Here is a 13,081-nt window from a genome sequence, read left to right as displayed (position 1 = left end):
TACGAACGGCACCGCATACCGCGTAACGTTGGTGCGCACGGCGCACCCTACGGCCAGCACCGTACATCGCGTAGGGTGCGCCGCGCGCACCACCCACCAAGGGGGCAACCATGCGTAACAAAGGCGTGCTCCAGGCCGAGATTGAAATGCGCGTGCCGTTCTTCGACGTCGACATGATGGAAGTCGTCTGGCACGGCCACTACGTCAAATACTTCGAAGAAGCGCGCTGCGCCCTGCTCGACAAACTCGGCCACAACTACGTGCAGATGCGCGAAGCCGGCTACGCCTGGCCAATCATCGACCTGCAGCTGCGCTATATCCGTGGCGCCCAGTTCGGTCAGACGATCATCGTCCGCGCCGACCTAGTGGAGTGGGAAAACCGTCTGAAGATCAACTACCTGATCACTGATGCCGCCACCGGCGAACGCATGACCCGCGGCAGCAGCGTGCAAGTGGCGGTGGAAATCGCTACGCGGGAGATGCAGTTTGCCTCGCCCAAGGTGCTGATCGACGCCGTTGCAAAGGTGCTGGCGTGAACAGTCTTTTGGCCGGACTGAGACGCATACTGGGCTCCTGTCTAACGGCGATATTGGAGCGGGAAAAGTCTCCGCCAGAAGGCCGAGTGCAATCATCACAAAAAGGGTTGAGCGGCATGGATGCTGCGAGAGCCGTGATGGGCCAAGGATGGCCCTTGGCGGCGGGCCCTTGGAGTGGTGATGGGGCGAGGGGAGTTTCGCGCAGCGAGACCCGGATGCCGGGGTGTCCTTCTTTTTGGTTACTTTTTCTTGGGCAAGCAAGAAAAAGTGACGCGCGCGAGGGAGCGCAACCCAAACGCAAGCTCACCGCGACAATAGGCGTAACGCTAGGCCTGCTGCTCTTAACAAGCCACGCCCACGCCTTCGACCTCGACCAGCTCAGCGCCCAACTGGCCAAGCCCGCCGTAGTGCGCGGTTCGCTGATCCAGGAAAAACACCTGCGCGCCCTGCCCATGCCCCTGACCAGTCGCGGTCAGTTCGTCCTTAGCCGGGATCTCGGCCTGCTCTGGCAACTGCAAAGCCCGCTCGAGCAGGACTACCGCATCGACAGCCAGGGCATCGCCAAGCGCACGCCCGACGGCTGGCAGCAGCAACCCGGCCAGGATGTCGCAGCGCAGCAGAGCCGGCTGTTTCTCGCCGTGCTCAAGGGTGACCACAGCGGCTTGGCGCGTGATTTCGAGCTGCAACTGAGCGGCAGCAGCGACGCCTGGCAACTGAGCCTCACCCCGCATTCGCTGCTGCTCAAGCAGATTTTCGAGCGCATTCAGATCGAGGGCGGCGCGCTGGTCAAGCGTATCGAACTGCGGGAAACCCAGGGCGACAAGACCGTGCTGCGCCTGCCCGATAGCCAGCCAGGCGATGCCCTGAGCGAACAGGAGCGCCGCGATTTTGCCGATTGAACGTCGCACGCTGGAGCGCAGCCTGCCGCGCCTGTTCGGCGTACTGTTGCTGGCACTGCTGGCACTGGCCGCCTGGCAATGGCGCAACGGTCCGCCCGTGGCGGCGAGCATGCTCGATCTGCTGCCCGACGGTGGCGGCGATGCGCTGGTGCAGCAGGCCGAACGGCGCATGCAGGAGCCGCTGAACCAGGAGCTGCTGTTGCTGGTCGGCCATCCGCAGCGGGAGCAGGCCATCGCCCTGGTCCAGCAGATCGGCGAGCAGTGGGCCAGCGGCGAACGTTTCGAGCGTGTGCAATGGCGCCTGGACGCTGACCTGCCGGCCCTGCGCGAGCACCTGCTAGCCAGCCGCCTGGCGCTGTTACCGGCGGCTGACCGACAGCTGCTCGGCGAGCAGCCAGATGCCTATATCCAGCAACGCAGTGCGCAGCTGTTCGACCCCTTTGCCGCCTTTAGCCTGCTGCCACTGCAGCAGGACTGGCTGGGGCTGGGCGCCCGCGCGCAACACACGCTGACCCCGCACAGCCGGGTGCAGGCCGATCTCGCCAGCGGCGCCCTGCTGGTCGACGACAATGGCATGACCTGGGCGCTGTTGCGTGCCCGTGTGCAAGGCGATTCGTTCGACCTGCAGGCACCGCCCGCCATTGCCGCAGCAGTCGCCGACGTGCGCCAGCAGGTCACGGCTGCGGGCGGCCAGTTGTTGGCTGCCAGTGGGCTGCTGTACGCCGCCGCCGGTCAGGCCCAGGCCAGCCGGGAAATCAGCTGGATCGGCGGCGGCTCCGTGCTCGGCGTGTTGCTGCTGCTCCTGCTGGCATTCCGCAGCCCACGCGCCCTGGTCAGCCTGCTGCCAGTGGGCGTCGCGCTGCTGGCCGGCATTAGCGCCTGCGTGCTGGTATTCGGCCAGATCAACGCGATCACCCTGGTGCTCGGCGCCAGCCTGATCGGCGTCGCCGCGGATTACCCGCAACATTACTTGAGTAAAAGCTGGGGCCAGCGCGACTGGCACAGCTGGAGCGCGCTGCGCGCTACCTTGCCGGGCCTGAGCCTGAGCCTGGGCACCAACCTGATCGGCTACCTCGCCCTGGCATTCACGCCCTTCCCCGCGCTGACCCAGATCGCCCTGTTTTCCGCAGCCGGGCTGATCGCCGCCTACCTCTGCTCGATCTGCCTGTTGCCGGCCTTGCTCAGCGGTGCGCGCCTGAGCCCCGCACCGGTGCTGCTCAGGCTCAGCAAAAACCTGCTGGCGCTGCGGGCGCGGTTGCTCGGGCGCGTCGGCAGTGCGCCGCTGCTTGGCCTGCTGTTGCTATTCTGCGCCGGCGGCCTGTGGCAGGTGCACACCCAAAACGACCTGCGCCACTGGCTGGGCCAGCAGCCGCAACTGCTGAGCGAGGCCCAGCGGATCGCCGAGCTGACCGGCCAGCAACCCACCAGCCAGTTCTTCCTGGTACGCGCCCGTGACGAGCAGCAGTTGCTGCAACGCCAGGCCGCACTCGCTGCCCGGCTGGACCCGCTGGTGGCGAATGGCGAGCTGCTCGGCTACCGCGCCCTCAGCCAACTGGTGGCGCCGGCGCAACAGCTGCAAGCGCTGCGTGAGGACCTGGCGCGCCTGCCAGCACATTGGCAGCCATTGCTCGACGCCGGCATTCCTGCCACGGCGCTGCAGGCAGAACTGGCGCACCTGCTGCAGGCGCCACAGCCGAGCCTGGGCGAGGCGCTGGCCGGACCGCTCGGTGAGGCCTGGCGGCCGCTGTGGCTGGGCGACGACGGCGCTGGCCAGGTGGCTGCGCTGGTCAGCCTGCAAGGCCAGGCCAATGGCGCGCCGCTGCAGGCCGCGATCAAGGGCTTGCAGGGCGTGCAGTTGGTTGACCGGCTGAGCGAACTGAACGGCCTGTTCAGCGCTACCCAACTGAGCGCAGCGCAACTCAAGCTGGCGTCCTGCGTGGCGATTCTGCTGCTGTTGTGCCTGCCGTTCGGCCTTTCCGGCGCGCTGCGGGTGGTCTGCCTGCCGCTGCTGGCGGCACTGGCGGCGCTGGCCTGCCTCGGCTGGCTGGGCCAGCCGCTGACGCTGTTCAGCCTGTTCGGCCTGCTGTTGATCACCGCCATTGGCGTCGATTACGCGATCCTGATGCGCGAAGGCATCAGCGGCGCAGCGGTCAGCCTGATCGGCACCCTGCTCTCCGCGCTAACAAGCTGGCTGTCGTTCGGCCTGCTGCTGATCAGCCAGACGCCGGCCATCGCCAACTTCGGCCTGGCCATCAGCCTGGGGCTCTTCTTCTGCTTCCTGCTGTCGCCCTGGGCCAGCAAGGCCGAGCCGGCCGAGGGGCACGCGCGATGAGCATCGCCCTGTTCTGGCTGGGCCTGATGGCCTTGTTCGCTGCCGCCACCTGGTTGGGCAAACGCCTGCGCCTGATGCCGATCGTCAGTCAGTTGCTGCTGGCGACCCTCGGCTTGCCGCTGGTGCTGCTGTGGAGCGAACCCCAGGGCTTCGGCGCCCGCGAGCTGCTTGCGCAGGACTGGCTGACGATGCTGTATGGCCTGGCCTTTACCCTGCTGCTCGGGCATATCCTCAGCGACGTAATCGACCTCGACCTGGATGCCAGCAGCATCAAGGTCGCCTTGCCAAGTTTCTTCCTGCCGTTCTTCTGCGGCCTGGCCTGCGCGCTCTGGCTGCTTCCGGCGCAGGACACGCTGGCGAGCATCGCGGTGGGCCTGCTGTTCGCCCTGACGGCGATCCCGGTGCTGTTTCTCTACCTTCAGCATTTCGCCTACCCGCCGGGAAAAATTCGCCAGCTGCTGCAAGCGGCAATCCTGATGGACCTGATGTGCTGGGGGATTTTCGCCGTGGCCCAGGGCAGCAGCGCGCCGGCCACTCTGCTGTGGCCGCTGCTCGGCGCCTGCCTGCCGTTGCTGCTGAAAGTGCTGCGGGTGACGTCGCCGGGGTTCAACGGCCTGTGCTTTTTGGGGCTGCTGCTGGTGATGCAGCAGCTCAAGCTGAATGCCCTGGTGTTCGGCATCGTCTACCTGCTGGTGCTCGCCGCGCTGCGCCTACCGTTGCGCCTGCCACTGCCCGCGGCCTGGTTCGGCGCGCTGCAAACCTGGCTGACGGTTCCGCTGATCCTCAGCTACGGCCTGCTTCAGGTCGATTGGCAAACAGCCTGGGCCGCCTATTCCTGGCTGCAGTTCGGCGCGCTGCTGCTGCTGCCGATCCTGAGCAAACTGGCCGGCAATTGGCTGGGCCTGTCCTGGGCCGAACGCCAGTTGGGTGCGCGGCCTGGTAAATGGCGCGAAAGCCTGCTGTTGAACACCCGCGGGCTGACCGAAATCGTCTTTCTCAACCTGCTGTTCCAGCAACAGGTGATCAGCGCCGCGCTGTATTTCGCCCTGATGCTGATGGGCCTGATCGCCACTCTGCTGCCAGCCCTGGCTGGCGCACCTACTCCCCCTGTAGCTACTGATAATGAGGCAAGCCACCGCTATGAAGTCTCTTGAAGTCGAACACCGTCAGGTCGTCGTTATCGGCGCGGGCCCTTCGGGCGCCATCGCGGCCGCGCTGCTCAAGCGACAGGGGCACGATGTGCTGGTGCTCGAGCGCCAGCGCTTCCCGCGTTTCTCGATCGGCGAAAGCCTGCTGTCGCACTGCCTGGACTTCGTCGAGGAAGCCGGCATGCTCGACGCGGTCCAGGCGGCAGGCTTCCAGACCAAGCACGGCGCGGCGTTTGCCTGGGGCGAGCGCTACACCGAGTTCGACTTTCGCGACAAATTCACCGAAGGCAAGGGCTCGACCTACCAGGTATTGCGCGCTGACTTCGACAAGCTGTTGGCCGACCAGGCCGAGCTGCAGGGCGTGGAAATCCGCTATGAGGAAGAGATAGTCGCGGCCGATTTCAGCGGCGTCCGCCCGCAGCTGTCGGTCAGGCGCCTGGCCGATGATGGGGAATACCAGGTCGAATGCGCCTTCGTCCTCGACGGTAGCGGCTACGGCCGGGTGTTGCCGCGCTTGCTCGACCTTGACCTGCCGTCGGCCTTTCCGGTGCGCCAGGCGGTGTTCACCCATGTCGAAGACCGCATCAGCGATCCGGGTTTCGACCGCGAAAAGATTCTGATCACCACCCATCCGCAAATGCGCGATGTGTGGTTCTGGACCATTCCGTTCAGCAATGGCCGCTGCTCCCTGGGCGTGGTGGCCGATGCCAAGCGCTACGCCGGGCGCCCAGAGGATATGGACGTCTGTCTGCGGCAGTTCGTCGACGAAACACCCAGCCTCAGCCGCCCGCTGCAGAACGCCGTCTGGGACACCCCGGCACGCGCCCTCGGCGGCTACTCGGCCAACGTCAAGCGCCTGCACGGGCCGGGCTTCGCCCTGCTGGGCAACGCGGCGGAATTCTTAGACCCAGTATTTTCCTCCGGCGTGACCATCGCTATGCGTTCGGCGAGCATTGCCGCCGGCTTGCTGCACCGCCAGCTCGGCGGCGAGACGGTGGACTGGGAAGCTGAGTTCGCTATCCCGCTCAAGCGCGGCGTGGACACGTTCCGCGCCTATGTCGAGGGTTGGTACGATGGCAGCTTCCAGGACGTCATCTACTACCGGAACGCCACGCCTGAAATTCGCCGGATGATCAGCTCGATCCTCGCCGGCTATGCCTGGGACGAACGCAACCCCTATGTCGCCGAGCCCAAGCGCCGCCTGCGGGTGCTCAGCGAATTCTGCGCCTCGAACGGATAAGGACAGTCATGCACAACGCCGCGCCCAGCCCCAGTTCCCCGACCTACGTCGAGGAAACCCGTTTCGGCTTCTGGTTTCTGCAGAGTCACGTCTGGCAGCACCATGTGCTGCGCGTGGCGATCAATGACCTCAAGCGCCTGCGCGATGAGTGGCCGGATTCGCCGGTGTTGCTGGATGCCGGCTGCGGCCAGGGCAAATCGTTCGGCCTGCTGGCCGAGACCTTCAAGCCGGCACGGATGATCGGCCTGGACGCCGACCCACACAGCCTCGACTGCTCGCGCGCCGAAGCTGAACGCCAGGGGCTCGAGGTGCAATTGATCGCCAGCGACTGCGCGGCCATTGACCTACCGGATGCCAGCGTCGACCTGCTGTTCTGCCACCAGACTTTCCATCACCTGGTCGAGCAGGAGCAGGCGCTGGCCGAATTCTGGCGTGTGCTCAAGCCCGGCGGCCTGCTGCTGTTCGCCGAATCGACCAAGTACTACATCGACACCTGGGTGATCCGCTGGCTGTTTCGCCACCCGATGCACGTGCAGAAAAGCGCCGACGAGTACCTCGCCATGCTGCGCGCCCAGGGCTTCACGTTTGGCGAAGGCAATGTGTCCTACCCCTATCTGTGGTGGAGCCGTTCGACGGATTTCGGCCTGCTCGAACGCTGGGGGCTGCGCCGGGCGAAACCGCCTGGCCAGCGTGACGAGACCCTGGTCAATGCGGTGGCGCGCAAGCCGCTCGGCGTGGGCCAGTCATGACGCGCAGCCTTCTGCTCGGGCTGTGTCTGCTGCTGGCGGCCTGCAGCACCCATACGCCATTGCCCGCTGTGCCGCCGCCCTTCGTCGCACAGTTGCCGGTGGCGCTGCAGATCGAGCGGCAACAGGCCAGCACTACGCAGGCCTGGTGGCTGGTGGTGCAGGGCGAAGGGCAGACCTTGCGCTGGTCGCTGTTCGACCCGCTTGGCGTGCCGCTGGCCCGCCAGCTGCTGCGTGACGGCAGGTGGCAGAACGAAGGTTTGCTGCCGCCCAATGGCGAAGCGCGCGAACTGTTTGCCGCCCTGCTGTTCGCCCTGACGCCGCCGGCTGAGTTGGCGCAGCATTATCCGGCCGGCGGCTGGCAGGTGCTTGCCGACGGTCAGCGGCGGCTTAACCCGCACTGGCGAATCAGTTACCGTGCGCCCCTGGATTTCACCCTGATTCACGCCGAAGGCCCGACTTATCAGGTCTCCGAGCTCCTCGACAAAGAGATACCCTGATGCCCGCTTACCTCAACGCCCTGGGCTTGGTGTGCGCCCTCGGTCACGGCAAGCGTGCGGTGGCCAACGCCCTGTTCGCTGGCGATGCCTCGGGCATGCAGCTGCAGGAGGGCTGGGTCGACCAGCGCAGCCTGACCGTCGGTGCGGTGCGCGGCGAATTGCCCGCCATGCCCGCCGGCCTGGAACAGGCGCAAAGCCGTAACAACCAGCTGCTGCTGGCCGCTGCGCTGCAGATCGAGGCCCCGCTGCGCGACGCCATCGCCCGTTACGGCGCGGACCGGGTTGGCCTGGTACTGGGCACCAGCACCTCAGGCATCGACGAGGCGAGCGACAGCATCGGCCGCTTTCTGCGTGACGGCGCGCTGCCGCCGGGCTACCAGTACGCACAACAGGAAATGGTCGCGCCAGCGCGCTTCCTCGCCGACTGGCTGGGCCTGAGCGGCCCGGTGTACTGCCAGTCGACCGCCTGCACCTCCAGCGCCCGCGCCCTGCTCAGCGCGCACCGTCTGCTCAGGCAGGGGGTATGCGATGCGCTGATCTGCGGTGGTGTCGACAGCCTGTGCCGCCTGACCCTGAACGGTTTTGCCGCCCTGGAAGCCATTGCCAGCGAGCGCTGCAACCCGTTTTCCGCCAACCGCCGCGGCATCAATATCGGCGAGGGCGCGGCGCTGTTCCTGATGACCCGCGAAGCGGGGCCGATAGCGCTGCTCGGCGGTGGCGCCAGTTCCGATGCCCATCATATTTCCGCGCCTCAGCCGGAGGGCCTTGGCGCCCGCGAGGCGATGCACAAGGCGCTGCAAACCGCCGGCCTGCACGCCAGCGAGATCGACTACCTGAATCTGCACGGCACCTCCACTACGCACAACGACGCCATGGAGAGCCTGGCCGTCCATGCAGTGTTCCCGGAAGGCGTGCCCTGCTCCTCGACCAAGCCGCTGACCGGCCACACCCTCGGCGCGGCCGGGGCGCTGGAAGCGGCGTTCTGCTGGCTGAGCCTGAGCGAGTACAACCCCGCCAACGCGCTGCCGCCACACCTCTGGGATGGTGTGGCCGAGCCGGGATTGCCGGCCTTGCAGCTGGTCCCGCACAGTGCCGTCATGCGCCGCGCCCATGGCCGCCGGCTGATGAGCAATTCGTTCGCCTTCGGTGGCAGCAACGTCAGCCTGATTCTCGGTGAAACACAGGGTGACGCCCCATGATCCAGTGGCCGATTGCCGAATTGCTGCCCCATGCCGGCGACATGATCCTCATCGAAGCGGTGCAGCGGTTTGGCGAAGACGATGTGGAAACCCGCCTGTGCGTGCGCGCCGGCGGCCTGTTCAACCAGGCCGACGGCAGCCTGCCGGCCTGGGTCGGCATCGAACTGATGGCGCAGAGCGTCGCTGCGTACGCCGGTTGCCAGGCGCGTCAGGCCGGGCAACCGGTGCAGTTGGGCTTTCTTCTCGGCACGCGCAACTACCAGTGCAATGTCGACCGCTTCGCGCTGGGTGCCGAGCTGCGGATCAAGGCGCTGCGCTCGTTGCAGGACGACAACGGCATGGGCGTGTTCGAGTGCCACCTCGAGGGCCCCGGCATCCAGGCCAGCGCCCGCCTCAACGTATTCTGTCCACCCCAGGTGGCCAGCTACCTTCACGAACCACCCAAGGACCCCGCCCATGAATGATCCGATTCTGGTAACCGGCTCTAGCCGTGGCATCGGCCGCGCGATTGCCGTGCGCCTGGCCCAGGCCGGTTTCGATATCGTTCTGCATTGCCGCTCGCGCCGCGACGAAGCCGAGGCGGTGCAGGCGCAGATCCAGGCACTCGGCCGTTCGGCGCGCATCCTGCAATTCGACGTTTCCGACCGTGCCGCCTGCCGCCAGGTGCTGGGGGCCGATATCGAAGCGCACGGCGCGTATTATGGGGTCGTGTGTAATGCAGGGTTGACCCGCGACGGTGCCTTTCCGGCGCTCAGCGAGGATGACTGGGATCAGGTGCTGCGCACCAACCTCGACGGTTTCTACAATGTGCTGCACCCCTTGAGCATGCCGATGATCCGCCGCCGCAAACCCGGCCGCATCGTCTGCATCACCTCGGTATCCGGCCTGATCGGCAACCGCGGCCAGGTCAACTACAGCGCCTCCAAGGCCGGCGTGATCGGCGCGGCCAAGGCCCTGGCGATCGAGCTGGGCAAGCGCAAGATCACGGTCAACTGCGTGGCGCCGGGGCTGATCGACACCGAGATTCTCGACGATCAGGTGCCGGTCGAAGAGATTCTCAAGATGGTCCCTGCGCAGCGCATGGGCACGCCGGAAGAAGTGGCCGGCGCGGTGAATTTTCTGATGTCCGAGGAAGCGGCGTACATCACCCGCCAGGTCCTCGCAGTGAACGGCGGGTTGTGTTGATGAACGGATGCAAACGGGTTGTGGTCACCGGCATGGCCGGTGTGACGTCGCTGGGCGACGACTGGGCGAGCATCGAGGCGGCGTTCAAGGCGGGCCGTAGCGGCATTCGCTACATGCACGAGTGGGACAGGTTCAGCGAGCTGAATACCCGGCTTGGCGGTCCGGTGGATGATTTCGTGCAACCCAAACACTGGAACCGCAAGCAGACCCGCAGCATGGGTCGCGTTTCCAAGCTTGCCGTTTACGCAGCTGAAAAGGCCCTGGACGACGCCGGGCTGCTCGGCGACCCCTGCATCCAGGACGGTCGCATGGGCGTGGCCTGCGGCTCGTCCACCGGCAGCACCGAGGAGGTCAAGGCGTTTGGCAACATGCTGCTGAATTCGGTCGCCGATGGCCTCAACGCCAACTCCTACATCCGCATGATGCCGCACACCACCGCGGCCAACATTAGTATCTTCTTTGGCCTCAAAGGCCGTCTGATTCCGACCTCCAGCGCCTGCACCAGCGGCAGCCAGGGCATCGGTTACGCCTTTGAGGCGATCAAGTTCGGCCGCTTGAAGATGATGGTCGCCGGTGGCGCCGAAGAACTCTGCCCGACCGAGGCCATGGTGTTCGACGCACTCTATGCCACCAGCCTGAAGAACGATGCGCCACAGACGTCGCCGCGCCCGTACGACAGTGGCCGCGACGGCCTGGTGATCGGCGAAGGGGCCGGCATTCTGGTGCTGGAAGAGCTGGAACACGCCTTGGCCCGCGGCGCGCGCATCCATGCCGAGATCGTCGGCTTCGGCTGCAACTCAGACGGCCAGCACGCCACCAAACCCGAGCTGGTGACCATGCGCGGCGCCATGCAGCTGGCCCTCGACGATGCCGGCCTGGAACCGTCGGCCATCGGCTACGTCAACGGCCACGGCACCGCCACCGAACAGGGCGATGTCGCGGAAACCCTTGCCACCAGCAGCCTGTTCGGCGCGCAGATGCCGATCAGCTCGCAGAAAAGCTACTTCGGCCATACGCTTGGCGCGTGCGGCGCGCTGGAATCCTGGTTCAGCATCGAGATGATGAACCGCAACCGTTACGTGCCGACCTTGAACCTGGAACAAGTCGATCCCGCCTGCGGCGAGCTGGATTACCTGCGTGGCGAGTTCCGCGAGATGAGCCACGAGTACGTGATGAACAACAATTTCGCCTTTGGCGGAGTCAACACTTCGCTGATCTTCCGGCGCTGGAGCCAGTAGGCTCCGCTCGGGCGCACCGATTACACTGATTGCCGTTCCGCTTTGCGCAACCTGCTGTACCCGCAGTTATTACCCACAAGGAGACCGTAATGAAAATGAAGAATTGGATCATCGCTGCGTTTTGCCTGAGTGCCCTGCCCGGCGTGAGCCAGGCCCGCGATACGGCGCACTTCCTGCCGTTCGATGCCGTGGTGCAGGAAGCCATCAACGCTGGCCGCCTCGATGGCAGCGTGAAGTTCTACCTGGCAGGCAACAAGCCCGCCGGCAACGTCAACGTGGTGAAGGCCGGTGTCACCACCAGCCAGAAAACCAATGCTTTCAACAAGAGCGATGAAGAGGCCTGCAGCTGGGTGCTGCAATCGGCGCTGATCCGCATGCAGAGCGCTGCCAAGGCCGCCGGTGCCAATGCCGTGGTGAACATTGCCAGCAACTACAAGAACGTCGAATACAAGGACCCGCAGAAGTATGAATGCCACGCAGGCGCCATCATGGCCGGCGTTGCACTCAAGGCAGACCTGGCCAACGTCAAGTAAACCTGCTGCTGCAACCTGCCGCGAGTGCGGCGGCAGATTGCAGCGAACGGCCCACTCAATCGGAACTGAACAAACAAGCTGACCCTCGAGTCAATTAAAACGATGCGCACACCGCCGCATCGCAACCGACTCCGAGGATTACCAATGCCTTCGTCCCGTCCGTTCGAAATTACCTACCGCTTCAACAGCGAACCGCGCCGCCATCCGTTCGATATGCAGAATGATGCGCTGCCTGTGCACGAAGCGGCCTTGCACCTGATCGAACTGCACTTCGCCGACGCCGAGAACAGCCTGGCAATGCCGGCGCCCGACGCCACACCTGCGGAAATTCTTTCGCAGGCTGAAACGCTCGGCATCACCGACATCCGGGTGAACAGGCCCTGAGCGCGCTCGACGCGACTGCGTTTCAGGCGGTGTGATAGGCCGCGGACAGCTCGTGCACGGCTTCGAGAAATGCCCCAGCGTGAGCGGGGTCGACTTCCGGGGTGATGCCGTGGCCCAGATTGAACACATGACCCGAGCCGCTGCCGTAGCTGGCCAGGATGCGCGCCACCTCGGCGCGTATGGCCGCCGGCTTGGCGTACAGGGTGGTCGGGTCCATGTTGCCCTGCAGCGCCACCTGACCACCGACCCGCATGCGCGCCTGGCCGATATCGCAGGTCCAGTCCAGACCGAGGGCATCCGCGCCGGTCGCGGCCATGGATTCCAGCCATAGCCCACCATTCTTGGTGAACAGGATGACCGGCACCTTGCGGCCGTCATGCTCGCGGATCAGGCCGTCGACGATCTTCTGCATATAGGCCAGGGAGAACTCCTGATAGGCCGCGGAAGACAGATTGCCGCCCCAGGTATCGAAGATCTGCACGGCCTGGGCACCGGCCTTGATCTGGCCGTTGAGGTAGGACGTGACCGATTGCGCCAGCTTGTCGAGCAGGGCATGCATGGCCTGCGGGTTGTCGTAGAGCATGGCCTTGGACTTGCGGAAATCCTTCGACGAGCCGCCTTCGACCATGTAGGTCGCCAGGGTCCAGGGGCTGCCGGAGAAGCCGATCAGCGGCACGCGGCCGTTCAGCGCGCTGCGGATGGTGCGCACCGCGTCCATCACGTAACCGAGGTCTTTCTCTGGATCGGGGATCGGCAGCGCGTCGATATCGGCGCCGCTGCTGATGACGTTCCTGAAGCGCGGGCCTTCGCCCGTCTCGAAATACAGGCCCTGGCCCATGGCATGGGGAATGGTCAGGATGTCCGAGAACAGAATGGCCGCATCCAGCTGCGGATAACGGTCCAGCGGCTGCAAGGTGACTTCGCAGGCGAACTCGGGGTTCATCATCAGCTTCATGAAATCACCGGCCTTGGCCCGGCTGGCGCGGTATTCCGGGAGATAACGACCGGCCTGGCGCATCATCCACACCGGGGTGACATCCACAGGCTGCTTGAGCAGGGCACGCAGGAAACGGTCGTTTTTCAGGGCAGTCATGGCAATCCCGAGCAAGAGGCGGCGGCAAAAAAAGTGCGGGCATTTTCG

14 protein-coding genes are annotated in these 13,081 nt (G+C 65.4%); 13 read left to right on the top strand and 1 reads right to left on the bottom strand.

Features of this window, described 5'->3' with window-relative positions:
- Positions 1 to 110 precede the first annotated feature (110 nt).
- The 13 genes from ACX0MV_RS03140 (at position 111) to ACX0MV_RS03080 (ending at position 11,940) form a co-directional block, all read left to right on the top strand.
- A complete protein-coding gene (locus ACX0MV_RS03140) occupies positions 111 to 536 on the top strand; it encodes an acyl-CoA thioesterase (RefSeq protein WP_458981036.1) in 426 nt (141 codons plus the stop codon).
- A 215-nt stretch (positions 537 to 751) separates the two neighbouring features.
- Positions 752 to 1,435 (top strand): outer membrane lipoprotein carrier protein LolA, encoded by a 684-nt coding sequence (locus ACX0MV_RS03135; protein ID WP_458981035.1) that lies wholly within the window; start codon positions 752 to 754, stop codon positions 1,433 to 1,435.
- Positions 1,425 to 3,767, top strand: a complete 2,343-nt coding sequence (locus tag ACX0MV_RS03130) for an MMPL family transporter (RefSeq protein ID WP_458981034.1) — start codon at positions 1,425 to 1,427, stop codon at positions 3,765 to 3,767. The genes ACX0MV_RS03135 and ACX0MV_RS03130 overlap by 11 nt, the downstream gene beginning before the upstream one ends.
- Positions 3,764 to 4,921, top strand: coding sequence for a sodium:proton antiporter (locus ACX0MV_RS03125; RefSeq protein WP_458981033.1), 1,158 nt, complete (start codon positions 3,764 to 3,766; stop codon positions 4,919 to 4,921). The genes ACX0MV_RS03130 and ACX0MV_RS03125 overlap by 4 nt, the downstream gene beginning before the upstream one ends.
- Positions 4,908 to 6,155 carry an NAD(P)/FAD-dependent oxidoreductase gene (locus ACX0MV_RS03120; protein WP_458981032.1) on the top strand — a complete coding sequence of 416 codons (1,248 nt, stop codon included), beginning with the start codon at positions 4,908 to 4,910 and terminating at the stop codon, positions 6,153 to 6,155. Before ACX0MV_RS03125 ends, ACX0MV_RS03120 begins: the two co-directional genes overlap by 14 nt.
- 8 nt (positions 6,156 to 6,163) lie before the next feature.
- Positions 6,164 to 6,904, top strand: a complete 741-nt coding sequence (locus tag ACX0MV_RS03115) for a class I SAM-dependent methyltransferase (RefSeq protein ID WP_458981031.1) — start codon at positions 6,164 to 6,166, stop codon at positions 6,902 to 6,904.
- The gene (locus ACX0MV_RS03110) at positions 6,901 to 7,401 is read left to right on the top strand and encodes a DUF3261 domain-containing protein (protein WP_458981030.1); all 501 of its coding nucleotides are present in this window, start codon (positions 6,901 to 6,903) and stop codon (positions 7,399 to 7,401) included. The genes ACX0MV_RS03115 and ACX0MV_RS03110 overlap by 4 nt, the downstream gene beginning before the upstream one ends.
- Positions 7,401 to 8,600 carry a beta-ketoacyl-[acyl-carrier-protein] synthase family protein gene (locus tag ACX0MV_RS03105; RefSeq protein WP_458981029.1) on the top strand — a complete coding sequence of 400 codons (1,200 nt, stop codon included), beginning with the start codon at positions 7,401 to 7,403 and terminating at the stop codon, positions 8,598 to 8,600. The genes ACX0MV_RS03110 and ACX0MV_RS03105 overlap by 1 nt, the downstream gene beginning before the upstream one ends.
- Positions 8,597 to 9,064 carry a hotdog family protein gene (locus ACX0MV_RS03100; RefSeq protein ID WP_458981028.1) on the top strand — a complete coding sequence of 156 codons (468 nt, stop codon included), beginning with the start codon at positions 8,597 to 8,599 and terminating at the stop codon, positions 9,062 to 9,064. Before ACX0MV_RS03105 ends, ACX0MV_RS03100 begins: the two co-directional genes overlap by 4 nt.
- Positions 9,057 to 9,785, top strand: a complete 729-nt coding sequence (gene fabG, locus ACX0MV_RS03095) for a 3-oxoacyl-ACP reductase FabG (protein ID WP_458981027.1) — start codon at positions 9,057 to 9,059, stop codon at positions 9,783 to 9,785. Before ACX0MV_RS03100 ends, fabG begins: the two co-directional genes overlap by 8 nt.
- On the top strand, positions 9,785 to 11,023 hold the full coding sequence (locus ACX0MV_RS03090; RefSeq protein ID WP_458981026.1) for a beta-ketoacyl-ACP synthase: 1,239 nt from the start codon (positions 9,785 to 9,787) through the stop codon (positions 11,021 to 11,023). Before fabG ends, ACX0MV_RS03090 begins: the two co-directional genes overlap by 1 nt.
- A gap of 89 nt (positions 11,024 to 11,112) precedes the next feature.
- Complete coding sequence (locus ACX0MV_RS03085; protein WP_458981025.1) at positions 11,113 to 11,556, top strand: excinuclease; 444 nt, start codon at positions 11,113 to 11,115, stop codon at positions 11,554 to 11,556.
- 144 nt (positions 11,557 to 11,700) lie between these two features.
- The gene (locus ACX0MV_RS03080) at positions 11,701 to 11,940 is read left to right on the top strand and encodes a hypothetical protein (RefSeq protein WP_458981024.1); all 240 of its coding nucleotides are present in this window, start codon (positions 11,701 to 11,703) and stop codon (positions 11,938 to 11,940) included.
- Between the two features lie 22 nt (positions 11,941 to 11,962).
- On the opposite strand, the gene hemE is transcribed toward ACX0MV_RS03080, so the two are convergent.
- Positions 11,963 to 13,033, bottom strand: coding sequence for a uroporphyrinogen decarboxylase (gene hemE / locus ACX0MV_RS03075; RefSeq protein WP_458981023.1), 1,071 nt, complete (start codon positions 13,031 to 13,033; stop codon positions 11,963 to 11,965).
- Positions 13,034 to 13,081 lie beyond the last annotated feature (48 nt).

This window comes from Pseudomonas cistanchae (genome assembly GCF_054483635.1).
This window is presented reverse-complemented; position numbering and strand designations above follow the sequence as displayed.

Bases quoted from the DNA above. Each gene is read 5' to 3' on its own strand.
- ACX0MV_RS03120 (WP_458981032.1), top strand. From the start codon at position 4,908: ATGAAGTCTCTTGAAGTCGAACACCGTCAGGTCGTCGTTATCGGCGCG.
- ACX0MV_RS03110 (WP_458981030.1), top strand. From the start codon at position 6,901: ATGACGCGCAGCCTTCTGCTCGGGCTGTGTCTGCTGCTGGCGGCCTGC.
- ACX0MV_RS03090 (WP_458981026.1), top strand. From the start codon at position 9,785: ATGAACGGATGCAAACGGGTTGTGGTCACCGGCATGGCCGGTGTGACG.
- ACX0MV_RS03085 (WP_458981025.1), top strand. From the start codon at position 11,113: ATGAAAATGAAGAATTGGATCATCGCTGCGTTTTGCCTGAGTGCCCTG.
- ACX0MV_RS03080 (WP_458981024.1), top strand. From the start codon at position 11,701: ATGCCTTCGTCCCGTCCGTTCGAAATTACCTACCGCTTCAACAGCGAA.
- ACX0MV_RS03125 (WP_458981033.1), top strand. From the start codon at position 3,764: ATGAGCATCGCCCTGTTCTGGCTGGGCCTGATGGCCTTGTTCGCTGCC.
- ACX0MV_RS03135 (WP_458981035.1), top strand. From the start codon at position 752: ATGCCGGGGTGTCCTTCTTTTTGGTTACTTTTTCTTGGGCAAGCAAGA.
- ACX0MV_RS03140 (WP_458981036.1), top strand. From the start codon at position 111: ATGCGTAACAAAGGCGTGCTCCAGGCCGAGATTGAAATGCGCGTGCCG.
- ACX0MV_RS03105 (WP_458981029.1), top strand. From the start codon at position 7,401: ATGCCCGCTTACCTCAACGCCCTGGGCTTGGTGTGCGCCCTCGGTCAC.
- ACX0MV_RS03115 (WP_458981031.1), top strand. From the start codon at position 6,164: ATGCACAACGCCGCGCCCAGCCCCAGTTCCCCGACCTACGTCGAGGAA.
- hemE (WP_458981023.1), bottom strand. From the start codon at position 13,033: ATGACTGCCCTGAAAAACGACCGTTTCCTGCGTGCCCTGCTCAAGCAG.
- ACX0MV_RS03100 (WP_458981028.1), top strand. From the start codon at position 8,597: ATGATCCAGTGGCCGATTGCCGAATTGCTGCCCCATGCCGGCGACATG.
- fabG (WP_458981027.1), top strand. From the start codon at position 9,057: ATGAATGATCCGATTCTGGTAACCGGCTCTAGCCGTGGCATCGGCCGC.